Origin of the sequence: Bacillus sp. V3-13, from assembly GCF_002860165.1 — a bacterium.
GTDB lineage: Bacteria > Bacillota > Bacilli > Bacillales > Cytobacillaceae > Bacillus_BJ.
In genome coordinates this window covers 1-23,216 of the sequence record NZ_PGUZ01000038.1, presented here as the reverse complement: position 1 = coordinate 23,216, position 23,216 = coordinate 1, and the positions used below count along the sequence as shown (strand labels likewise).

General features: G+C 44.3%; 16 protein-coding genes and 1 riboswitch. All 16 genes read left to right on the top strand.

What is annotated here, in order from left to right; all coding sequences use genetic code 11:
* Positions 1–330 precede the first annotated feature (330 nt).
* The 16 genes from CU633_RS14145 to CU633_RS14070 all read left to right on the top strand — a co-directional run bounded on the left by CU633_RS14145 (position 331) and on the right by CU633_RS14070 (position 22,704).
* Positions 331–1,353, top strand: a complete 1,023-nt coding sequence (locus tag CU633_RS14145) for a Gfo/Idh/MocA family oxidoreductase (RefSeq protein ID WP_101661243.1) — start codon at positions 331–333, stop codon at positions 1,351–1,353.
* 40 nt (positions 1,354–1,393) lie between these two features.
* A complete protein-coding gene (locus tag CU633_RS14140; RefSeq protein ID WP_101661242.1) occupies positions 1,394–2,359 on the top strand; it encodes a sugar ABC transporter substrate-binding protein in 966 nt (321 codons plus the stop codon).
* Positions 2,360–2,469: 110 nt separating this feature from the next.
* Positions 2,470–3,969, top strand: a complete 1,500-nt coding sequence (locus tag CU633_RS14135) for a sugar ABC transporter ATP-binding protein (protein ID WP_101661241.1) — start codon at positions 2,470–2,472, stop codon at positions 3,967–3,969.
* A gap of 27 nt (positions 3,970–3,996) precedes the next feature.
* Positions 3,997–4,998 carry an ABC transporter permease gene (locus CU633_RS14130; RefSeq protein WP_101661240.1) on the top strand — a complete coding sequence of 334 codons (1,002 nt, stop codon included), beginning with the start codon at positions 3,997–3,999 and terminating at the stop codon, positions 4,996–4,998.
* 336 nt (positions 4,999–5,334) lie between these two features.
* Positions 5,335–6,798: a methylmalonate-semialdehyde dehydrogenase gene (gene iolA, locus CU633_RS14125; RefSeq protein ID WP_101661239.1), complete on the top strand. Its 1,464-nt coding sequence runs from the start codon at positions 5,335–5,337 to the stop codon at positions 6,796–6,798.
* A gap of 165 nt (positions 6,799–6,963) precedes the next feature.
* Entirely contained in the window at positions 6,964–7,779 is an 816-nt protein-coding gene (iolB, locus tag CU633_RS14120; protein WP_101661238.1) for a 5-deoxy-glucuronate isomerase, read from the top strand.
* 27 nt (positions 7,780–7,806) lie between these two features.
* On the top strand, positions 7,807–8,784 hold the full coding sequence (gene iolC, locus CU633_RS14115) for a 5-dehydro-2-deoxygluconokinase (RefSeq protein ID WP_101661237.1): 978 nt from the start codon (positions 7,807–7,809) through the stop codon (positions 8,782–8,784).
* Positions 8,785–8,807: 23 nt separating this feature from the next.
* On the top strand, positions 8,808–10,718 hold the full coding sequence (gene iolD, locus CU633_RS14110) for a 3D-(3,5/4)-trihydroxycyclohexane-1,2-dione acylhydrolase (decyclizing) (RefSeq protein ID WP_101661236.1): 1,911 nt from the start codon (positions 8,808–8,810) through the stop codon (positions 10,716–10,718).
* A 16-nt stretch (positions 10,719–10,734) separates the two neighbouring features.
* Positions 10,735–11,625 (top strand): myo-inosose-2 dehydratase, encoded by an 891-nt coding sequence (gene iolE, locus CU633_RS14105; protein WP_180954973.1) that lies wholly within the window; start codon positions 10,735–10,737, stop codon positions 11,623–11,625.
* Between the two features lie 26 nt (positions 11,626–11,651).
* The gene (locus CU633_RS14100) at positions 11,652–13,109 is read left to right on the top strand and encodes a sugar porter family MFS transporter (RefSeq protein ID WP_101661234.1); all 1,458 of its coding nucleotides are present in this window, start codon (positions 11,652–11,654) and stop codon (positions 13,107–13,109) included.
* Positions 13,110–13,143: 34 nt separating this feature from the next.
* The gene (locus CU633_RS14095) at positions 13,144–14,178 is read left to right on the top strand and encodes a Gfo/Idh/MocA family protein (protein WP_101661233.1); all 1,035 of its coding nucleotides are present in this window, start codon (positions 13,144–13,146) and stop codon (positions 14,176–14,178) included.
* Between the two features lie 36 nt (positions 14,179–14,214).
* Entirely contained in the window at positions 14,215–15,087 is an 873-nt protein-coding gene (locus CU633_RS14090) for a sugar phosphate isomerase/epimerase family protein (RefSeq protein WP_101661232.1), read from the top strand.
* Positions 15,088–15,102: 15 nt separating this feature from the next.
* Positions 15,103–15,942 (top strand): 2-keto-myo-inositol isomerase, encoded by an 840-nt coding sequence (gene iolI, locus CU633_RS14085; protein ID WP_101661231.1) that lies wholly within the window; start codon positions 15,103–15,105, stop codon positions 15,940–15,942.
* A gap of 36 nt (positions 15,943–15,978) precedes the next feature.
* Complete coding sequence (gene fba, locus CU633_RS14080) at positions 15,979–16,833, top strand: class II fructose-1,6-bisphosphate aldolase (RefSeq protein ID WP_101661230.1); 855 nt, start codon at positions 15,979–15,981, stop codon at positions 16,831–16,833.
* Positions 16,834–17,092: 259 nt separating this feature from the next.
* A complete protein-coding gene (locus CU633_RS14075) occupies positions 17,093–17,869 on the top strand; it encodes a DeoR/GlpR family DNA-binding transcription regulator (protein WP_101661229.1) in 777 nt (258 codons plus the stop codon).
* Between the two features lie 662 nt (positions 17,870–18,531).
* Positions 18,532–22,704: a 5'-nucleotidase C-terminal domain-containing protein gene (locus CU633_RS14070; protein ID WP_142383415.1), complete on the top strand. Its 4,173-nt coding sequence runs from the start codon at positions 18,532–18,534 to the stop codon at positions 22,702–22,704.
* Positions 22,705–23,166: 462 nt separating this feature from the next.
* Positions 23,167–23,216, top strand: a riboswitch (cyclic di-GMP riboswitch). This riboswitch is flagged as partial in the annotation.

The window sequence follows — 23,216 nt, the reverse complement described above, 5'->3', positions numbered from 1 at the left end:
TGATAAGGTGTCGTTCAAAATCTTTCAACTACAGGAACAACATGTCCAAAGATTACAAAATTAAAAGTTACATAAAAATTGCATGAGTTGAAAGTAGAGACTGAAAAGAAAGTGGTCACCGTGTGTTGTACAACACTAAACCTCAACCAGAAAATACATAACTCTCTTAACTCATCAATCTGCCAAGGTCTCAAACTTGAATTCTAAATTTTTTTCTCTGTAAAATGCTCAGATTTCTGCCTTGCCGTTTGGAGATGGTTGTTGCAGTTAAATTGTTCATCCATTAGCACTGATAAGTAAGCGCTTACTTAATAATAGGAGGTTGAAAGTATGACGGTAAGATGTGCTGTTTTAGGGCTTGGACGATTAGGATACCACCACGCAAAGAATCTCGCCACCCATCAAGTCAGCGGAGCTGAATTAGTGACTGTTTGCGATCCGCTCGACGGACGTGCAGCCGGGGTTGCGCAGGAATTTGGACTGCCAAAATGGACCCGGAACCCTCAGGAAGTTTTTGAGGATCCAGAGATTGATGCAGTGGTGATAGTTACACCTACAAGTACGCATGCTGACATGATTAAACAAGCTGCGCAAGCAGGCAAGCAAATTTTTGTTGAGAAGCCGCTCACGCAAAATTTACATGAAGCAGAGGAAATGATGAACACGATAAGCGAACACAATGTCATTTGCCAGGTAGGATTTATGAGGCGGTTTGACCCGGCATATGCAGAAGCGAAAAGAAGGATTGACGCTGGAGACATCGGACAACCAATTTATTTTAAAGGAATTACCCGTGATGCCGGTTCTCCGCCAGAAGAGTTCATCAAGCACAGCGGGCGAATCTTTTTGGACGTATCGATTCACGATTACGATGTCGCACGTTATTTGATGGACTCGGAAATCATCTCCGTTTCCGCCCACGGGAAGGTACTGAAGAATGCATTTATGGAAGAATTCAAAGACGTCGATCAAGCCATTTCCTATATTGAATTCGAGTCGGGGGCGGCAGGCGATATCGAAGCGAGCCGCAATTCACCATATGGGCATGATATCCGCACTGAAATAATCGGTACAGAAGGATCGATATTCATTGGAACGCTCAGAAATCAAAATATTACTCTCTTAAACTCTAAAGGCTCCAATTATGAAATCATTCCTGATTTCCAAACCCGATTCAATGATGCCTACCGGCTTGAGCTCGTCCATTTTGCGGAGTGTATTAGGACAGGGAAGAAACCTAAAGTTACCGAGCTTGACGGGAAGATTAACCTCGAAATTGCCATTGCAGCAACAGAAGCATTTGATTCACGGAAAACAGTTAATTTGCACAATCCAAGTATCGCTGTTAACTGATCAGTAAATTCATTTAAAACAAACAAGGGGGAAATAAGAAATGAAAAAGGGGTATTTTGTTAGCTTCATTTTAATGTTGATGCTGAGCGTTTTCCTGGCAGGGTGTGGAGAGGAAGCAGCATCCAAAAGCGGCTCCAGCAAGGATGGCAAGATCGTGATTGGAGCGGCGCTGCCTGATTTTGACGATAAATGGCTCAGCTATCTTCAGGATGGAATGAAGGAATACGCAAGTTCACAAAAAGACGTTGAAGTGATTTATGTCGATGCGATGAACGATGCCAATAAGCAGCTTTCACAAGTTGAAAACTTTATTTCGCAGGACGTCGATGCGATCATGTTAATTCCCGTTGATACCGTTTCAGCACCGAATATCGTGGACCGGGCGAATAGCGAAGATATTCCAATTGTCGTTGTTAACCGGCAGTATGAAGGGGTTGATGCTGCTACAGCGTATGTCGGTTCTGACTCACTGAAGGCGGGGACAATGCAAATGGAAGAAGTGGCTAAGCTGCTGGGTGGCAAAGGAAACGTGGCGATCATGGACGGAATCATGGGCCATGATGCTCAAATTAAGAGAACACAGGGCAACAAGGACGTTGTTGAGAAAAATAAAGATATGAAAATTGTCTTAAATGGCACGGGTGAATTTGACCGGGCGAAGGGAATGACTCTGGCCGAGAACTGGCTGCAGTCGGGCAAGGATATTGACGCAATCGTCGCTAACAATGATGAAATGGCCATCGGTGCGATTATGGCACTGGAGGATAAAGGCAAGCTGGACGATGTTGTTGTGGCAGGTATCGATGCAACTCCGGATGCTCTGGAATTTGTTAAATCCGGAAAACTGAAAGTGACCGTATTCCAGGATGCTAAAGGCCAGGGTAAAGGCGGACTTGAAACAGCAATTAAAGCTGCCAAAGGTGAAAAGGTCGAGAAATTCAACTGGATCCCATATGAACTTGTTACTGCGGATAATGTTGACGAGTACATCAAGAAGTGGGAGTAAGCCGTAAGTTAACAATGCCAGGCATGGCTGATTGACTGTTGCAATTAAAAGGTTAATCAGCCAGATCTTTTCAAATGAACGCCCAAAATATAGGAAAAAGAGGTATTGGCATGAGTACAAACTATATTTTGCAAATGGACAATATTACAAAAGAATTCCCTGGTGTGAAGGCTCTTGATTCCGTAAAACTCCATGTCGAAAGAGGAACCGTCCATGCTTTAATGGGTGAAAACGGCGCGGGAAAGTCAACTCTCATGAAGATATTGATCGGCATTTATACGCCTGACAAGGGAGTCATCAAGTTCGATGGAGAAGAGCTTCACCTCGCCAATGTGAAGAATGCACTGGACAAAGGTATTTCGATGATCCATCAGGAACTAAGCCCTGTGCCGCAAATGACAGTGGCGGAAAATATCTTTCTTGGCAGAGAACCGAGCATAGGCGGGTGGGTGAATCACAAGAAACTGTTCGAGAATACGAAAAAATTATTTGATCGTCTCGAAATTGATATCAATCCGAAAGCAAAGATGGATGAATTGAGCATCGCCAATACGCAAATGGTCGAAATTGCAAAGGCGATTTCATACAATTCCAAATTAATCATCATGGATGAGCCGACCTCGGCGATCTCGGAAAAAGAAGTTCACCACCTGTTTAAAATTATCAAATCGTTGAAAAAAGATGGCGTTTCCATTATCTATATCACGCACAAGATGGATGAGCTTGAAATGATTACAGATGAATTTACTGTGCTCAGGGACGGAAAATATATCGGAACGAAGCATAGTAAGGATCTTTCCAGAGATGAGCTAATTCAAATGATGGTCGGCAGGGAGTTAAACCAAGTTTTCAATAAAGTACCTGCTGAAATCAGTGAAGTTGCCTTATCGGTTAAACATTTATCCAAACAGAATAAAATTGAAGATATTTCATTCGATGTGAAAAAAGGGGAGATTGTCGGGATTGCCGGACTGATGGGTTCGGGGCGGACAGAAGTGCTCGAAAGCATCTTCGGTATCCACGCTGCAGATTCCGGGGAGATTGAAATTCACGGAAAAAAAGTCGATATCCGTTCTCCGCGCGATGCGATTGCCAATGGCATGGGTTTGCTGACAGAAGACAGAAAGCTGTCCGGGTTGTTTCTGCCGCTGTCGGTTGAGGACAACATGATTACCGTCAATATTGACCGTTATATAAAGGGGCCGTTTCTTGATAAAAAGAAAATTGCCACAGACTGCAAGAAACAGCATAGCCAGCTTAAAATTAAAACCCCGAGTCTTCAGCAAAGGATTAATAATTTAAGCGGCGGCAACCAGCAGAAAGCACTGATCGCCAGATGGCTGCTCCATGATCCGGATATTTTATTCCTTGATGAACCGACGAGGGGAATCGATGTTGGAGCCAAAACAGAAATTTATCATCTGATCTTTGAGCTTGCGAATAAAGGAAAAGCGATTGTCGTGATCTCATCGGAGCTTCCTGAAATTTTGGGATTAAGTGACCGGATTATCGTGATGCAGGAAGGCAGAATCATGGGAGAGTTGCCGCGGGAAGAAGCGAGCCAGGAAAAGATCATGGAGCTCGCGACCGGGGAACTGGTCCACAATTAGACTAAGATGGTCTGGAGGTAATCATGAATGCAAAGAGAAATTAAGATAAATGAACAAATTAACACACAGGCTCATTACGGAAAGCTTCAAAAAGACAAAGTCTCTCATTTCCTCGGCAAATACGGGATGCTGCTGATTCTGATCGCCTTGGTCGTCCTCATGTCGATTCTTTCGCCCACTTTTTTCACATCAGGCAATTTGCTTAACATCGTAAGACAAATGTCGATTATTGGAATTGTCGCAATCGGCGTTACGATGGTCATTATTACAACAGGAATCGATTTATCATCAGGGTCGGTGATCGCCCTTGTCTCGGTCATGGTCGCGACCTTCGCACAACCCGACAGTTATCCGCTGATCGTTGCCATCTTAATTGGACTTGGCGTCGGCCTTCTTGCCGGGGTTATTAATGGAACGATCATCGCCAAAGGAAAAATTGCCCCTTTTATCGTGACACTGGGCATGATGACGGCCGCGAGAGGTGCCGCCTTACTTTTTAGTGATGGCCGGCCGATTGGAAACCTTTCTCCAGCCTTTACTTTTATCGGCCAGGGTACTTTGCTTGGAATTCCTGTACCAATCTTTATTTTTGCATTTGTCGGTATAGTTTCCTACATGCTTCTTAATCATACGAAATTCGGAAAATATGTTTATGCTATTGGCGGAAACGAACAGGCCGCAATTATCGCCGGTGTCAATGTTGTAAAATACAAGATTTTGATCTATGGCTATGCGGGACTTCTTTCATCGGTTGCCGGGATCGTCTTAACATCCCGGATTGCATCAGGGCAGCCTACAGCCGGGACGATGTACGAATTGGATGCGATTGCAGCCGCGGTTATCGGCGGAACGAGCCTCACAGGCGGGATCGGTACGATTGGCGGTACGATTATCGGAGCATTGATTATCGGAGTGATGAATAACGGCCTTGACCTGCTGAATGTATCTTCGTACTGGCAGCAAATCTTAAAGGGCGCGATCATCGTCATCGCTGTATTGATCGATTCCCGTAAAAATAAAAAGGCTTAATATGCCTTATCAAGACACGAATACCACCGTTCAAGTTTTAAGAACGGTGGTGTTTTAATGATCCTTATATGCGGCACATGCGCCAGGAGGACCGTGTAAAAAGAAGAGATTGCTATAAGAATTCAAAATAAAGAGAGTTTAATAAAAAAAAGTAGAAATTCAGAAAATATAAAAAACAAATTGACTGAAAGCGCTTTTAATACTACAATGTAATTAACACATTATCAAAACTTAACCAAAAGGTAACAAAATGATGCAAACATGGAGGTGCCTAAAGCGTACAATTGATAAAGTTTGGCTAAACAATTTAAAAAAATCATTCTAAGGAGGAAGACCATGTCTGATGTAACAAGAATGAAAAATTACATAAATGGTGAATGGGTTGAAAGCGGATCTACTCAATATGAGGAAGTTTACAACCCGGCGACAAAGGAAGTCATTGCATTCGTTCCAATATCGACAAAAGAAGATGTTGATGAAGCGATAGAAGTCGCAGCGAATGCATTTAAAACCTGGCAGAAGGTTGCCGTGCCGCGGCGTGCAAGAATTCTATTTAACTATCAGCAATTACTCACAAAGCATAAAGAAGAATTGGCCCACATTATCACCATGGAAAATGGAAAAAGCCTGACCGAAGCATTGGGTGAAGTGCAGCGCGGAATTGAAAATGTTGAATTTGCAGCTGGAGCACCTTCTTTAATGATGGGGGATTCGCTATCATCCATTGCTACAGATGTCGAAGCAACAAATTACCGCTATCCAATTGGAGTTGTCGGTGGAATTGCCCCGTTCAACTTCCCGATGATGGTGCCGTGCTGGATGTTCCCAATGGCGATTGCACTGGGCAACACGTTTATTTTAAAACCATCTGAAAGAACGCCGCTCTTAACACAAAAATTAGTAGAGTTATTTACCGAAGCCGGACTTCCGAAAGGTGTGTTCAACGTCGTCCACGGCGCACATGATGTCGTAAATGGGATACTTGATCACCCTGAAGTGAAAGCGGTTTCGTTTGTAGGTTCGAAGCCTGTTGGTGAATACGTGTTTAAACGGGGCAGCGAGAACTTGAAGCGCGTCCAGGCGTTAACAGGTGCAAAAAACCACACAATCGTCCTAAATGATGCTGATCTGGATCAGGCGATCACTGATATTATTTCTTCAGCGTTCGGCTCAGCAGGTGAACGTTGCATGGCGTGCTCGGTTGTCACAGTGGAAGAGGGAATTGCCGATGAATTTTTAGCCAAACTCAATGAAAGAACGGCAAATATTAAAATGGGCAACGGCCTCGATGATGGTGTATTGCTCGGTCCGGTCATCAGGGAAGAAAACCAAAAACGTACCGTCAGCTATATCGAAAAAGGAATTGAAGAAGGAGCAACTGTTGTATGTGACGGTCGCGAACGTTCACTGGATGAAGGATTTTTCATTGGACCGACCATTTTCGATGATGTCACAACCGATATGACGATCTGGAAAGATGAAATCTTTGCTCCGGTTTTATCCATCATGCGGGTAAAGAATTTAAAAGAAGCTGTTGAGATTGCCAATAAATCAGAATTTGCCAATGGTGCCTGTATCTTTACAACAAATGCTTTATCAATCCGATACTTCCGTGAAAATATTGATGCAGGTATGTTAGGGGTTAATCTTGGTGTTCCGGCACCGATGGCGTTCTTCCCATTCTCCGGATGGAAATCGTCCTTCTATGGTACATTGCATGCGAACGGAAAAGACAGTGTTGATTTCTATACACGTAAAAAAGTTGTCACAGCCCGCTACACAGCACCTGCATTTGAATAGAAACTTCAGGAGTTCCGTAGATTAATAGATGTACACTATGAAATTTGTGATTGGAAGTTCGGACAACCGGCCCCATTTTATTTTGCAGATAATAGATGGGGCCATTTTATAAACAGCCGAATCTATATAACTACCAGATTCCAGCGCGGTAATAAGGAGGTACAGATGAGTAAATTGCTCCGAAAACCAGAAAAAAACGAAATTTACGAAGGAGTCACGATTGTTCAGGAAGTAAGCGCTGAAAATTCTCCATTAGAATATGTTGGATTTAAAATGATAGATTTGGCTTCGGGTGCCAAATATTCAGAATCGTTAGGGAAACAAGAATGCTGCATCGTCGCTCTAACGGGAAAAATCAATGTCACTGACCACGAACAAACTTTTAAAAATCTCGGTACCCGCGAAAGCGTATTCGAGAAGATACCTACAGACAGTGTATACGTATCAAATGACCGCACATTTCAAATCGAGGGAGTCAGCCAGGCCCGCGTGGCATTATGCTATTCTCCTTCTGAAAAACAACTGCCTACTAAACTGATTAAAGCTTCCGAAAATGGCATCGAAAATAGAGGAATACTCAACAATAAACGATTGGTGCACAATATTTTGCCTGATTCGGACCCATCTGCCAACAGTCTGCTTGTCGTTGAGGTATATACGGAAAGCGGTAACTGGTCGAGCTATCCTCCGCATAAGCATGACCGCGATAACTTGCCGGTGGAATCATTTTTGGAAGAATCCTACTATCATGAAATGAACCCGCAGCAAGGCTTCGTCTTCCAGCGGGTTTATACCGATGACCGTTCCCTTGATGAAACGATGACGGTTGAAAACGGTGATGTCGTGATTGTGCCGGCGGGATACCATCCAGTTGGTGTTCCAGATGGTTATACCTCCTATTATTTAAATGTGATGGCAGGGCCGACACGAATTTGGAAGTTTTACAACGATCCGGCTCACGAATGGATCTTAAAGCGTTAACAAAAAGGCAAGGAGCTGTTACCGGGGATGAAATATGAATTCAATGCCGAAAGAGAATATGACATTATTGCGATTGGCCGCGCATGTATCGATTTAAATGCGACTGAGTATAACCGCCCAATGGAAGAAACAATGACATTTACAAAATATGTCGGCGGTTCGCCGGCAAATATTGCGATTGGCAGCTCCAAGCTGGGCTTAAAAGCCGGATTTATCGGCAAAATTTCCGATGACCAGCATGGACGCTTTATCGAGCAATATATGCGCGGCGCCGGAATTGATACATCAAATCTTGTCATAGATAAAGAAGGACATAAGACAGGATTGGCATTTACAGAGATTAAGAGTCCGGAAGAGTGCAGCATCCTTATGTACCGGGAGAACGTCGCAGACCTGTATCTGGCACCTTCCGAAGTTGATGAGGACTACATAAAAAAAGCAAAAATCCTGCTTGTGTCAGGGACAGCTTTGTCAAAGAGCCCATCCAGGGAAGCGGTTTTGAAAGCCGTCAGCCTGGCCAGGAAAAATAATGTCAAAGTTGTTTTTGAATTGGATTACCGCCCGTATTCATGGAATTCTGCTGAGGAAACAGCTGTTTATTATTCATTGGTGGCTGAGCAGGCAGATGTTGTGATTGGCACCCGTGACGAATACGATGTGCTCGAAAACATAAAAGAAGGAAACAACGAAGAAACGGTCAGCTATTTGTTTAAGCATTCGCCCGAACTGCTCGTCATTAAACATGGTGTGGAAGGTTCATATGCCTATACAAAGTCGGGTCAAACATTCAAAGGCCAGGCGTATCCGACAAAAGTGTTAAAAACGTTTGGTGCTGGTGATTCATACGCTTCGGCTTTCTTATACGCGTTAATCAGCGGCAAAGAAATTGGAACCGCTTTAAAATACGGCAGTGCGTCAGCTTCCATTGTAGTAAGCAAGCATAGTTCTTCAGAAGCGATGCCGACCGTCGAAGAGATTGAGCAATTAATCGCCGAAAGATCTTAAATGAAATTAGAGGTGAGAAACCGATGGGAACAATCAGGTTAACAACGGCACAAGCGTTAATCAAATTTTTGAACCAGCAATATCTTCATGTTGACGGCAAGGAGTTTCCGTTTGTCGAAGGAATTTTCAATGTATTCGGACACGGGAATGTGCTGGGGATTGGCCAGGCTCTGGAACAGGATCCGGGCCATCTGAAAGTGGTCCAGGGGAAAAATGAACAAGGCATGGCACATGCGGCCATCGCTTACAGCAAACAAATGCTCCGGCAAAAAATTTATGCAGTCACCACTTCAGTTGGGCCGGGGTCAGCCAACCTGGCAGCTGCAGCTGGTACAGCCCTTTCCAACAATATTCCTGTGCTCCTGCTCCCGGCGGATACGTTTGCGACGCGCCAGCCTGATCCGGTGTTGCAACAGGTTGAACAGGAATATAGCGCCTCCGTCACTACAAATGATGCACTCAAACCGGTTTCGAGATATTGGGACCGCATCACCCGTCCTGAACAGCTGATGACCAGTTTGATCCGCGCTTTTGAAGTGATGACGGATCCGGGAAAAGCAGGTCCGGCCACAATCTGCATTTCACAGGATGTTGAAGGGGAAGCATTTGATTTTGAAGAGGCCTTCTTCGAAAGGCGGGTCCATTATCTCGATCGCAAATTGCCGACCGAACGTGAATTACAGGGCGCAGCAGAATTGATCAAGGCAAGCAAAAAACCGCTGATCATTGTTGGCGGCGGTACGAAATATTCCGAAGCCCGCGATATTTTAATGTCGCTTTCCGAAAAGCACAACATCCCGCTTGTCGAGACACAGGCCGGCAAATCAACGGTAGAGTCGACATTTAAAAATAATTTGGGCGGCATGGGGATTACCGGAACATTGGCAGCCAATAAAGCGGCACGCCAGGCGGACCTGATCATTGGGATTGGCACCAGGTATACAGATTTTACTACCTCATCGAAAACAGCCTTCAATTTTAATACAACAAAATTCCTGAACATCAATGTCAGCCGCTTGCAGGCATATAAATTGGATGCTTTCCAGGTTGTCGCCGATGCAAGGACCACTTTGGAGCAATTGTCCCCGATGCTGGAGGAATACAAAAGTGAATTTGGCGATACGATCACCGAATTGAAAGGAGAATGGCTGGCAGAACGCGACCGGCTGGGCAAAGTGACATTTAGCCGCGAGAGCTTTAACCCGGAAATAAAAGGCCAGTTCCCGCAAGAAGTGCTCAATGAATATGCAGATGCTTTAAACACCGAATTTGCACAAACGACAGCATTAATTACGATCAACGACACGATTGATCCCGACAGCATCATCATCGGTTCGGCAGGATCACTGCCCGGAGACCTTCAGCGTCTATGGCATTCGACTGTCCCTAACACATACCATCTTGAATACGGCTATTCGTGCATGGGTTATGAAATATCCGGAACATTGGGGTTAAAATTGGCCCACCCGGATAAAGAAGTGTACTCGATGGTCGGCGACGGCAGTTTTCTCATGCTGCACTCGGAATTGATCACCGCGATTCAATATAATCAAAAGATTAATATCCTTCTATTTGACAATTCGGGTTTTGGTTGTATCAGCAATTTGCAAATGGAACACGGCAGCGGCAGCTATTTTTGTGAATTCAGGACGCATGACAACCGAATCATGAACATTGATTACGCGAAAGTCGCTGAAGGATACGGTGCTAAAGCATATCGTGCCAATACGGCAGAAGAATTGAAAGCAGCCCTCGAAGATGCGAAGAACCAGAGTGTATCCACGCTGATAGAAATGAAAGTGCTTCCAAAGACGATGACAAATGGCTATGATGCCTGGTGGCATGTCGGTGTTGCTGAAGTATCTGAACAAGAAAATGTCCAAAAAGCATTTGAGGCGAAACAGCAGAAACTGCAGACTGCGAAACAATATTGAGAGAAGGGGACAAATGATGAAAGATCAAGGTATCTTATGGGGCATTGCCCCGATCGGCTGGCGCAATGATGATATGCCGGAAATTGGTGCAGAGAATACATTGCAGCAACTATTAAGCGATATTGTCGTGGCAGGTTTTCAAGGGACCGAAGTTGGCGGTTTTTTTCCTGAACCAAAAGTCTTAAACAAAGAACTCAAACTTCGAAACCTGAAAGTCGCAGGCCAGTGGTTCAGCAGTTTTATCATTCGTGACGGCATCGAAGAGGCAACGAAAGCCTTCCATCAGCATTGCCAATACTTGCATGAAGTGAATGCGAATGTAGCGGTGGTTTCGGAGCAGACCTACAGCGTGCAGAGTACCGATAAGAACGTCTTTTCCGAAAAGCCATACTTCACCGATGCCGAATGGGAGCAGTTATGTTCGGGATTAAACGAATTAGGAAAAATCGCCGGGCAATATGGCTTGAAATTAGTCTATCACCATCATATGGGGACCGGTATCCAAACATTGGCCGAAATCGACCGGCTCATGGAAAACACGGATGAAAACTATGTGCATTTACTTTATGACACAGGGCATATCTACGTTTCCGACGGTGATTATATGACTCTATTAAACAAGCACATTGACCGGATTAAACATGTTCATTTTAAAGATGCGAGAAGAAAAGTGCTCGATGAATGCAAGAAAGAGGGCAGGTCATTCCGTGAGTCATTCTTATGCGGGATGTTTACGGTGCCTGGAGATGGCTGCATTGATTTTACAAAACCGTATCAGAAGCTGCTCGATCACAATTACAAGGGGTGGATTGTGATTGAAGCCGAGCAGGATCCATCTGTAGCCAATCCATTGGAATATGCGTTATTGACCCGGAAATATATAGACGAAAAATTGCTTGTCCATTGAGAAAAGAAAGGGGAGGAGAAATTGACATGAATCAACAGGTAAGCCAAAAGTCGTTCTTGCGTATCATTATCCTCGTTTCGACATTTGGCGGGCTTCTTTTCGGATACGACACCGGTGTCATTAACGGTGCTCTGCCTTATATGTCTGAAGCGGATCAGCTTGCTCTCAACTCATTCACATCAGGTCTTGTTACGAGTTCACTTCTGTTTGGAGCCGCACTTGGTGCCGTGTTCGGCGGCCGGCTCGCAGATTATAACGGCCGCCGCAAAAGCATCCTTTATCTTGCCGTATTGTTCTTTGTTGCCACGCTTGGATGTACCCTTGCGCCGAACGTCACTGTGATGGTGATCTTTCGGTTTTTGCTCGGGCTTGCTGTAGGAGGCGCGTCAGTAACTGTTCCGGCCTTTTTGGCGGAAATGTCTCCCGCTGAGAGCCGTGGCCGGATGGTGACCCAGAACGAGTTGATGATCGTTTCCGGACAATTATTGGCCTTTACCTTCAACGCTATTATTGGCAACACAATGAGTGACAGCTCGCATGTTTGGCGGTACATGCTGGCGATTGCGGCACTGCCGGCGGTTTTCCTGTTCTTTGGCATGATGAAAGTACCGGAGAGCCCGCGTTGGCTTGTGTCCAAAGGGAACAATCGGGATGCACTGAGTGTCCTCCGGAAAATACGTGAGGAGAAACGGGCAAAATCGGAGCTCGGCGAAATTGAGGCAGCGATCGCCGAAGAGTCGGGGATTGCTAAAGCAACCTTTAAGGATCTGGCTGTGCCGTGGGTGCGCCGTATCGTCTTTCTTGGGATTGGAATTGCCATCGTCCAGCAAATTACCGGTGTCAACTCGATTATGTACTATGGCACTGAAATCCTCAAAGATGCCGGCTTCCAGACGGAGGCCGCACTTATCGGCAACATTGCCAACGGTGTGATCTCGGTTTTAGCCACCTTCGTCGGGATCTGGCTCCTCGGCAAGGTCGGACGTCGGCCAATGCTGATAACCGGCCTGATCGGAACGACGTCGGCACTTTTGCTGATCGGGGTATTTTCACTCATGCTTGAAGGGTCTGCCGCGCTTCCATATATTGTGCTCACCCTGACAGTTACATTTCTGGCTTTCCAGCAGGGAGCGATTTCACCGGTAACATGGCTGATGCTGTCGGAAATTTTTCCGCTGCGACTGCGGGGTCTCGGGATGGGCGTTACCGTATTTTGCCTCTGGATCGTAAATTTCCTGATTGGCTTGACGTTCCCGGTATTATTAGACAAGGTCGGTTTGTCGACAACATTCTTCGTCTTCGTAGTTCTCGGTCTCGCGGCAATCGCATTTGTGAAAAAATACTTGCCGGAAACAAGGGGACTTACACTCGAGCAGCTGGAGCATAACTTCCGCACCTATCATGACCGGGCTGCACAGGACAGTGCAAATGAAGCAGACGTTCAACACGCAGATATTCCACAGGTAGACGTGCAACTAAAATAAATTAGCAACTAATAATCAAATCAGGAGGACGATTATGACTTTAAAAATTGGTGTGATCGGAACCGGGGCGATTGGCAGGGAGCATATTAAGAGAATCACCAACACGTTATCGGGAGGAAAAATTGTCGCAGTCACTGATGTGAATCAAGCTGCCGCAAATGAAGTGGTCGAAGAGCTGGTACCCGATGCAGTCGTATACCCGGATGATAAAGAACTTATTGCCGCGGAAAACGTTGATGCAGTACTCGTCGCAAGCTGGGGTCCGGCACATGAACAAAGTGTACTGGCAGCGATTGAAGCCGGCAAATATGTTTTCTGTGAAAAACCGCTCGCCACGACAGCGGAAGGCTGCAAGAGAATTGTCAAGGCAGAAATGAGGCATGGGAAGCGCCTCGTGCAAGTAGGATTTATGCGCCGCTATGACAGCGGTTACGTGCAATTAAAAGAAGCGATCGACAACAATTTTATTGGCGAACCGCTGATGATCCAGTGTGCCCACCGCAACCCGGAAGTTCCCGACAGCTATACAACAGATATGGCGATTACAGATACATTGATTCACGAAATTGATGCCCTGCACTGGCTGGTCAATGATGATTATAAATCAGTTCAAGTGATGTTTCCGAAGAAAACAAAGCATGCATCCGAACATTTGCAGGATCCGCAAATCATCATGCTCGAAACAAACAGCGGGATTACGATCAATGCCGAAGTGTTTGTCAATTGCAAATACGGCTATGACATTCAGTGCGAAGTGATCGGGGAAGAAGGGATTGTCAGATTGCCGGAAGTCTCAAGCATCATTATGCGAAAAGAAGCCAAACTTGGCACTAATATCTTAATGGATTGGAAGCAGCGGTTTATCGACGCTTATGACAAAGAGCTGCAAGCGTTCATGGATTCTATCAAGCATACAGGTGAGCCTGCCGGGCCAACCGCATGGGATGGTTATATTGCAGCTGTAACGGCAGATGCGTGTGTGAAAGCGCAGCAATCAGGACAAAGGGAAACAATCACGCTCGGGGAAAAACCTGATTTTTATCAAAACAATGTAACGAGCAAAGTCTAGTATTTTTATAAAAATGAGAAAGCGGAGGAATGAACAGTGAAAATTGCTTTGGATCCAACTATGTATATGAAATTATCTTTAAAAGAAATGGTTGATAAGGTAGCGGAATTGGGCTATGAGTATATCGAATTGTCACCCCGTGAAGATTTTTGCCCTTTCTACAAATATCCGAAAGTTGATAGAGAACAAATTAAAAACCTGAAGAGATGGTTGAAAGACGCCGGTGTCCAAATTTCATCTTTGCTGCCGTTATACTATTGGGCCGGCCCGGATGAAGAACGGCGCCAGGCGGCCGTCCGCAATTGGAAGCGCGCGATTGAAGTAGCTGTTGAGCTCGAAGTCGATCTGATGAACAGTGAGTTTAACGGTTCGAAATATGAAGCCGTCATTTGTGAAGAAAAATTTATTAAATCGATGGATGAGCTAATCCCGGTGTTTGAACGAGAAGGGGTCAAATTAAATCTTCAAGCGCATCCGTATGATTTTATTGAAACCAACCAAGGTGCAGTTGATATGATCCGTGCCCTTGACCGGCCGTGGATCAACCTTGTTTATTCAACAGCCCATACATTCTTTTATGATGACGGCGTCGGCGATATTGCGCCAATGTTTGACTATGCCGGTAACCGGTTAACCCATGTATTATTTGCGGATACATTCAACCATAAGGCAGCGCAAGGATTGCGTTATATCGTCAATCCGCCGGGTGCTGAAGCAACGATTCACCAGCATTTGAATATCGGTGAAGGGGAAGTTGATTTCGACACGATCTTTAGAAAACTGAGGGAAATGGAATTTGACGGCATTTGCACAAGCTCCGTATTTGCCTGGATCGATAAAGCCGATGAATCAAGCAGATTTATGCTGCAAAAAATCAAAGAAGGCATGGGGATGGCATCCTATCAATAAAAGGAGAGGGTTTTGGTGAAACTTTGTTTTAACCAAGCTACGACATTGGAAAACTCCAACCTCGCCAAAGACTTGGAGTATTGCAACAAACATGGCTACGATTATATCGAAATTCGCACGATGGATAAATTGCCCGAATATTTAAAAGAGAACTCAATTGATGATTTGGCGCGCTTCTTTGATACGCATCATATAAAGCCGTTGGCGTTTAATGCTTTAGTTTTCTTTAATAACCGCGATGAAGCCGGCTACAAGGAAATTATCGATGAATTTAAGCAGATGGTGGAAACGGCTCAAAAGCTGGGCGCTAAATATGTGGTGGCTGTTCCGCTCGTAACGGAAGAAAAAATATTAAAAAAAGACATTAAAAACAGCTGTGTAGAAGTGCTGAAAGAGCTGTCGGATATTGCAAAGCCTTACGGGATAAAAATAGCAGTTGAATTTGTCGGCCATCCCCAGTGTACAGTCAATACATTCGGCCAGGCTTACGATATTGTCGAAACCATTAATCGTGAAAATGTCGGATTGGTACTCGATTGTTTTCACTTTCACGCGATGGGATCGAATCTGGAAGATTTGAAAAAAGCAGACGGATCGAAAATCTTTATTTTACATATCGATGATACGGAAGATTTTCCAATCGGTTTCCTGACGGATGAAGACCGGGTCTGGCCTGGCTTGGGTGCGGTTGACTTGCACGGCATTTTATCGGCGCTGAAGGAGATTGGTTTCTCGGAAGTGGTGTCTGTTGAATTATTCCGGCCCGAATATTATCAATTGGATGCGGAAGAAGCAATTAAGACAGCGAAAGAAACCACGATTAGTGTTGTCACCAAGTATTATGATTTTGCATAAATGATTGGCTATTTTGTTGATGGGAGGTGCTATGAAGTGACATTGGTATCCATGAAAGAAATGCTTTTAAAAGCGAAAGAAGGCAGCTACGCAGTCGGGCAATATAATATTAACAACCTCGAGTCGGCACAAGCTTTTTTGCAGGCTGCTGAAGAAGAACGCGCTCCTGTCATTGTGGCGGCTTCCGACAGACTAGTCGATTATTTAGGCGGCTTTAAAACGATTGTGGCCATGATTAAAGGACTTGTAGAAGAAATGTCGATAACCGTTCCGGTGGCGCTGCATCTGGATCACGGCAGGACTGTGGAAAGATGCAAGCAAGCGATTGATGCAGGGTTTAGCTCTGTGATGTTTGACGGCTCCCATTACCCGATTGATGAAAATATCGCCATGACCAAACAGGTTGTTGACTATGCAAGCCCAAAGCAAGTGTCAGTGGAAGCAGAAGTTGGATCAGTTGGCGGCACGGAAGATGGAATTACTGGCGGCATCAAATACGCAGACCCCGACGAATGCCTGCGCATTGTACAGGAAACGGGGATAGATGCTTTGGCAGCCGCGCTTGGTTCCGTTCATGGACCATATCAGGGTGAACCAAAATTGGGTTTTGCCGAGATGAAGCAAATAGCGGAGATGACGAATATCCCGCTTGTCCTGCATGGAGGTTCCGGAATTCCCGGCTATCAAATCCAGAAGGCGATTGAACTTGGCCACGCGAAAATCAATGTAAATACTGAATGCATCCAGGCATGGGCGCAGGCTGTCCGCCAATTGCTGAGTAGCGACAGCCAGGTTTACGATCCGCAAACAATCATCGCTCCAGGCAGGCACGCAATCACGGCAACCGTTAAAGAGAAAATGAAAGAATTTAAAACGAGTTTTAAAGCATAGGAAATGGGGGATGTCTTAAAAATGAAGTAAGACATCCCTATTGCTTCTTAACAAGGCTGGATATCAAAGATTGTTAGTTGGGCAGTGAATTACAAAATAAGACATTTCAATGTGGTATGGTCTATGGCAATATCCTGCCGGGAGTGGGATAATTGTCATAAGGATCATATATTGGCTATACAACACTGATATTTTGTGAAAAATAATGAAAAGTCACCAAGTCAAGAATGGACATAAGAGTATACAAGGGTGGATGGTAATGTTAAAAACAAAACGTATTAGACAGATTAAAGAATATGTGTTTGAGCATCAGACAGTCTCTCTGGATGAACTGGTTGAAGTATTTGATGTATCGAAAAACACGATCAGGCGCGATATTCAGGAGCTCGTTGATCTCGGAGAAATTAAAAAGGTTTATGGCGGAGTAGCGGTGAACCATACAACACTGGAATCATTTCACGAAAGAAAAACACGCAATCAACACGAAAAGGAATTGATCGGTAAATTAGCCGCCGGCTATGTTGAAGATGGAGACATTATTTATATAGATTCAGGGACGACAACATTGGAAATGGTCGAGTTTTTGAAAACAAAAGATGTGACGATTATTACGAATAATCTCGATGTGGTGATTAATGCTCTCCCCTATGAGAATTTAAATGTGATATCCACGGGCGGCGTGCTTGAGCGCAAAACAAAGTCGTTCGCCAGCTTTAAAAATATGGATTTAATCAAGAACTATAATATCAACAAAGCGTTCATGGCTTCAACCGGCATTTCAATATCCAATGGAGTGACGAATTCATCACCGCTTGAAAGCGAATTGAAGAAAACAGTGGTGGAAAGAAGCTCAGAGGTTTATTTACTGGTCGATCATCAGAAATTTGATAAATATGCTTTGATGACTTATTGCGGTTTGGATGAAATTGATTATCTCATAACCGATAGGATACCGGCTGAAAATTACCAGGAATATGCGAAAGAGAACGGTATTGAGCTTGTTTTTTATGAGTCCGAGGTTAAGGTTACCTCCTGAGAAAAGTACTCACAATTTAAAGGAAGGTTCATACAAACACGAGGCATTTTAACTCATATAATGGAACACAGGAAGCAGAAACTGATTTAAATATGAGCCAAACCTGGGAAGACCTCATTTCTCTAACACGCTTTAACGAAAAAAATCTTTAATCATAATGCAAAGCCTCGATTCCTTTCAACAAAAAAGAGTTGAGGCTTCTTTCGTTCCAATCAAATGAATCGTCAACCATACATTTAAGGAATTTTTTCTTGGATGTGATAAAAGATACTATTAATTTGTTTCAGTAGGAAAATGGATACTTTCTTATACAATAAGGATTTGGGACTTTTTTCTTAAATATTGTAAAAATATTATGAAAAATTCGTAAATGGACGAAAAGCTGTAGATTCCGGCCTTTTTTTATCTTAAAATGATTACGGAAAAAATTACTTATGAAAGATTTCACTCTTTCAAATAAAGAGGTGGTTCACTAATCACAAAATTGTAGTTTTAAAATATGTCGTTTTTTGAAGAGACAGAGGCTAAGTTGTGCCCGGCAATGATTCCGACAAAATGGACTAGTGTCAATTTTCATGATTTCGTTCTGCCATGATCTCTAGAACCTTGGTGTAATAATCGATTTACAAGTAAACAATCTACTATATATGGAGGAATTGGCCTTGAAAATAATCAAGAAACAATGGTTTATATTAACTGCCATTATGATGTTGTTAGCAAGTTATATCCTCCCTTTCGCACCGAATGCCAGTGCGGCTGAGCCGATCACGGTTAAACAGGCGATTGCCAACAATTCTGGAACCGCGACAGTGAAGGGGTATATCGTTGGGTATACAAAAAGCAATGCTCCGTCATATCAATTTGAAGGCCCTTTCACCAGTGATACAAATTTTGCAATCGCAGACAGTCCAAATGAGCGGGATGTTAAAAAAATTCTTCCAGTTCAGCTGACTTCAGCGTACAGAAGCGAATTTGGATTGGCTTCAAAACCTGAGAACCTTGGCAAACAAGTATTTGTTACCGGAAAGTTAATGAATTATTTTGGAGTTCCAGGATTGCAAAGTCCGTCAGCTATATCCTTTGAAGCGCCTCCATCGGACCCGGCAGATCCACCTCCTTTTTCCGGTGTTGAAGGCCTCGAAATCAATGACATCCAGGGCGCGGGCCACAATTCTCCTTACAAGGACCAGAATGTAAAAGGTGTAGAAGGCATCGTCACCCATGTCGTGAATGCAAGTAATTTCTATATGCAGGACCCAACTCCAGATGAAAACTCGAAAACATCGGAGGGAATTCTTGTTTATAAACCGAGCCATAATGCACAGGCAGGAGATTCTGTAGCTGTCAATGGACTTGTTAAAGAGTGGGTTCTGGACGGTTACAGTGACAAGCTGCAAACAGACCTTGCAATGACAGAAATCAATGCGCAGGATGGTTCTGTTACAAAAATAGCATCGGGACAAGAGCTTCCGGCACCGCTTGTGATTGGCAAAGATGTCAAGCCTCCAACACAGGTCGTGGATAATGATCAATTCGGCACTTTTGATCCAGAACAGGATGGAATTGATTTTTACGAAAGCCTGGAAGGTATGCGTGTAGCGTTGGAAAGTCCAACGGCTGTCGCACCGCAAAAATATGGGGAAGTTCCTGTCATCACAGAAAAAGTCGAAGGCAAAGTATATACGACCCCTGGCGGAATTCCGCTTGCAAAGGATAATGCAAATCCGGAAAGACTTCACCTGTTATTCGGGGACAGAAATTTTGTTTCCAAAACAGGTGACAAATTCAATGGTACAGTCACCGGGGTAGTAAGCTACTCATTCCAGAATTATAAAATCCTGACCGATAAAGCAGCTCTTCCGCCGCTTGTCGAAAGTGAATATGAGCGTGAAGTATCGCAAATTGCAAAAGATGAAGATAAGCTGACGGTCGCCACCTACAACATGGAGAACTACACGGCTGCAAATGCGGTTAAAACAGATAAGATCGCTAAATCGATTGTTCAAAATCTGGGCACTCCTGACATTATCGGACTGGTCGAGGTTCAGGATAATAACGGTGAAACAAATGACGGCACAACGGACGCATCACAAAACTACCAGGCTCTTATCGATGCCATCGTGGCGAACGGCGGGCCTGCATACCAGTGGACTGATATTGCCCCGGAAAACAATCAAGATGGTGGCGCGCCTGGCGGAAACATCCGCGTTGGTTACATTTATAATCCTGCCCGTGTTTCATTGGCAGAGGGAACGAAAGGTTCTGCAACACAGGCTGTCGGCTATGAAAATGGTTCACTAACATTGAATCCCGGGAGAATTGATCCAGCTAACCCGGCATTTGCTTCAAGCCGCAAACCTTTAGCAGCTGAATTCATTTTTAAAGGTGAAGAAGTCATCGTTATTGCAAACCATTTTAACTCCAAGGGCGGAGACGAGCCGATTTTTGGGAAAAATCAACCGCCTGTGCTTGGCAGTGAAGCACAACGGATGGACATTGCCAAAGCCGTCAACAGCTTTGTGGCAGATGTAAAAAGTAAAAATGCAGACGCCAACGTGGTCGTGCTTGGAGACTTAAACGATTTTGAATTCTCAAATCCGTTGGCGGCATTAAAAGGAAACGAGTTAACTAATCTGATTGAGAAGGTTCCTGCTCCGGAACGATTTACGTACAACTATCAAGGCAATTCCCAGGTGCTTGACCACCTGCTTGTCTCCAACAATCTTGCTGAACGGGCGGAAGTGGATATTGTCCATATCAACTCGCCGTTTACAGAAGCCCATGGCCGGGTCAGCGACCATGATCCTGTGCTGGCGCAGCTTGATCTTTCAAAAGCTCCTGCCGGGCCAAAACCGCTGGATCTGTCGATTATGCACACAAACGACAGCCATGCACATGTTGAGCAGTATCCCAAGCTTATTACCGCTGTAAACGAAGTGCGTGGCCAAAAGGAGAATTCACTGCTTCTTGACGCCGGGGATGTCATGTCAGGGACGTTATATTTCAGACAATATAAAGGTCTGGCTGACCTTGAATTTATGAATAAGCTCCGCTATGATGCTATGACATTCGGAAACCATGAATTTGACAAGGATTCCGCAACGCTTGCGAATTTTATCAAGGAAGCGACGTTCCCAATGGTCAGTGCCAACGTAAATGTAACAGCCGATCCTGAATTAGGGCCGTTGTTTAAAGATCAAATCGGCAGTCCTGGAGAAGGCGGAAACATATATTCGGCCATTGTCAAAGAAATTGAAGGCGAAAAAGTTGGTATCTTTGGACTAACAACAGAGGAAACATCTTTCCTTGCGAATCCATCTGATGACGTAGTTTTTGAAAATGCAATGGAAAAAGCTGAAGAAACCGTTACAGCGCTTGAAGGGGAAGGAGTAAATAAAATCATTGCCCTTTCACACCTCGGCTACAATGTTGACCAGGATCTTGCTGAAACGGTTGATGGAATTGACGTCATTGTCGGCGGACATTCCCATACAAAACTGACAACACCTGAAGTTGTTCAAAAAGCAGAACCAACCCTGATCGTGCAGGCTAACGAATATTTATATTATCTGGGCTTGCTTGATGTCTCATTCGATGAGGCAGGGGTAATTAAATCTCACAACGGTCAGCTTCTTGATCTGAAAAACTATGCTGCAGATGCAGAGGCGGCAGCCCGTGTTGCTGAATTAAGAGCTCCGCTTGATGAGCTTAAGAATACCGTCGTTGGTTCTTCCAATGTGGTACTTAATGGCGAACGCGCTGATGTCCGTACAAAAGAAACGAATCTTGGGAATCTGATTGCTGATGCGATGGTACAAAAAGCTAATGAATCAGTTCCAACCCAAATTGGTTTTCAAAATGGCGGGGGAATTCGTGCCTCAATTGACGCAGGAGAAGTCACATTGGGCGAAATCCTGACAGTCATGCCGTTTGAAAACCAGCTTGTAACACTTGATTTGACTGGTGACGAAATCAGGCAGGCTCTGGAGATCAGTGTAAGCCAGGTTGAAACGGCGCAGGGCAAATTTATGCAGGTTTCCGGCCTGAAATTTAAATACGATCCTGCCAAACCAGCCGGCGACCGGGTCTGGTCGATTGAAGTCAAAACTGATAAAGGTTTTGAGAAAATTGACTTGGCGAAGACTTACACAGTTGCAACCAACGCATTTGTTGCCGATGGCGGTGACGGCTACACAGTCTTCAAGAAAGCAAAAGACGAAGGCCGCATTAAGGAGCTTTTCGTAGTGGATCATGAAGTGTTATCCACTTATTTTGAAAAGAACAGCCCTGTTTCTCCGGCGGTGGAAGGCCGCATCATTGCCGGTGAAGAACCGCAGCTGCAAACTGGCTGGGTTCAAGCAGGTGCAAATTGGTATTACTATGATCAAAATGGCGTGAAGCAGACCGGCTGGGTTGAGATTGAAGGCAAAAAGTATTATCTTGATCCGAATGTGGACGGTGCTTTAAAAACAGGCTGGCTTGAGCTCGATGGAAAACGGTTCTTCCTCGATCCAAACGCACGTGGTGCGATGTGGACCGGCTGGCTCGACAGTGACGGCAAACGCTATTATCTTGACCCGGCAACCGGTGAAATGAAAACCGGCTGGGCAGACATCGAAGGAAAAAGGTATTACTTTAATGCTGAAGGGCACATGCAAACCGGTTTGCAAAAAATTTCCGGCAAACAATATTACTTTAATGCTGAAGGCGTTATGCAGACAGGCCTGATAAAAATTAACGGCAAATGGTACTTCTTCAAAGCCGATGGATCCGCGATTACGAATCCAAGGGAACTCGTGCGCTATTTGCTTCGGTTATTGTTTAACAGGTTTTAGCATACGAAGCTAGCTTTCTGATGATCGAAACGAGCTTAGAAGTTTATTCATCAGTCTATCATCAAAATATGCAAAAGACAGGACCCCTTTCATCGTGAAAGGGGTTTTTACCGTCTGTAAAAACATATAAAAATATATTTATATTGAAATGATATATCAATGGACGGTAAATTCAGAGGGCCTGGTGCAGCAAACTACTCTTAAGAGGGACTTAGCCCTGAAATCTGTCGGGAAGTTCTTGAACTATGATATGACTCGGTCTTTTGTTATCATGGAGGACTTGTTCATGGCAATTTGAAATAACTCGCACTAAAAATGCGGTTGTTACTATATTTAATGGTTATGTTTCTGGTACTGAAAGACTACTTCTTTCAAAAAATTACATGGAATATATTGAAAGTGTAGGTCGAATGTTGTAAGATTATGACCAGGTAAAAAGTTACATAATCCAACAATATTAACCAATGATAAAGGCAAATCCGACGAAAGTTGGAGACGCAAAGCCACGGGTC

Coding starts and splice junctions, on each gene's coding strand:
- iolB (WP_101661238.1), top strand. CDS start 6,964: ATGAGTAAATTGCTCCGAAAACCAGAAAAAAACGAAATTTACGAAGGA.
- iolC (WP_101661237.1), top strand. CDS start 7,807: ATGAAATATGAATTCAATGCCGAAAGAGAATATGACATTATTGCGATT.
- iolA (WP_101661239.1), top strand. CDS start 5,335: ATGTCTGATGTAACAAGAATGAAAAATTACATAAATGGTGAATGGGTT.
- CU633_RS14145 (WP_101661243.1), top strand. CDS start 331: ATGACGGTAAGATGTGCTGTTTTAGGGCTTGGACGATTAGGATACCAC.
- iolD (WP_101661236.1), top strand. CDS start 8,808: ATGGGAACAATCAGGTTAACAACGGCACAAGCGTTAATCAAATTTTTG.
- CU633_RS14100 (WP_101661234.1), top strand. CDS start 11,652: ATGAATCAACAGGTAAGCCAAAAGTCGTTCTTGCGTATCATTATCCTC.
- CU633_RS14140 (WP_101661242.1), top strand. CDS start 1,394: ATGAAAAAGGGGTATTTTGTTAGCTTCATTTTAATGTTGATGCTGAGC.
- iolE (WP_180954973.1), top strand. CDS start 10,735: ATGAAAGATCAAGGTATCTTATGGGGCATTGCCCCGATCGGCTGGCGC.
- CU633_RS14075 (WP_101661229.1), top strand. CDS start 17,093: ATGTTAAAAACAAAACGTATTAGACAGATTAAAGAATATGTGTTTGAG.
- CU633_RS14095 (WP_101661233.1), top strand. CDS start 13,144: ATGACTTTAAAAATTGGTGTGATCGGAACCGGGGCGATTGGCAGGGAG.
- CU633_RS14130 (WP_101661240.1), top strand. CDS start 3,997: ATGCAAAGAGAAATTAAGATAAATGAACAAATTAACACACAGGCTCAT.
- CU633_RS14135 (WP_101661241.1), top strand. CDS start 2,470: ATGAGTACAAACTATATTTTGCAAATGGACAATATTACAAAAGAATTC.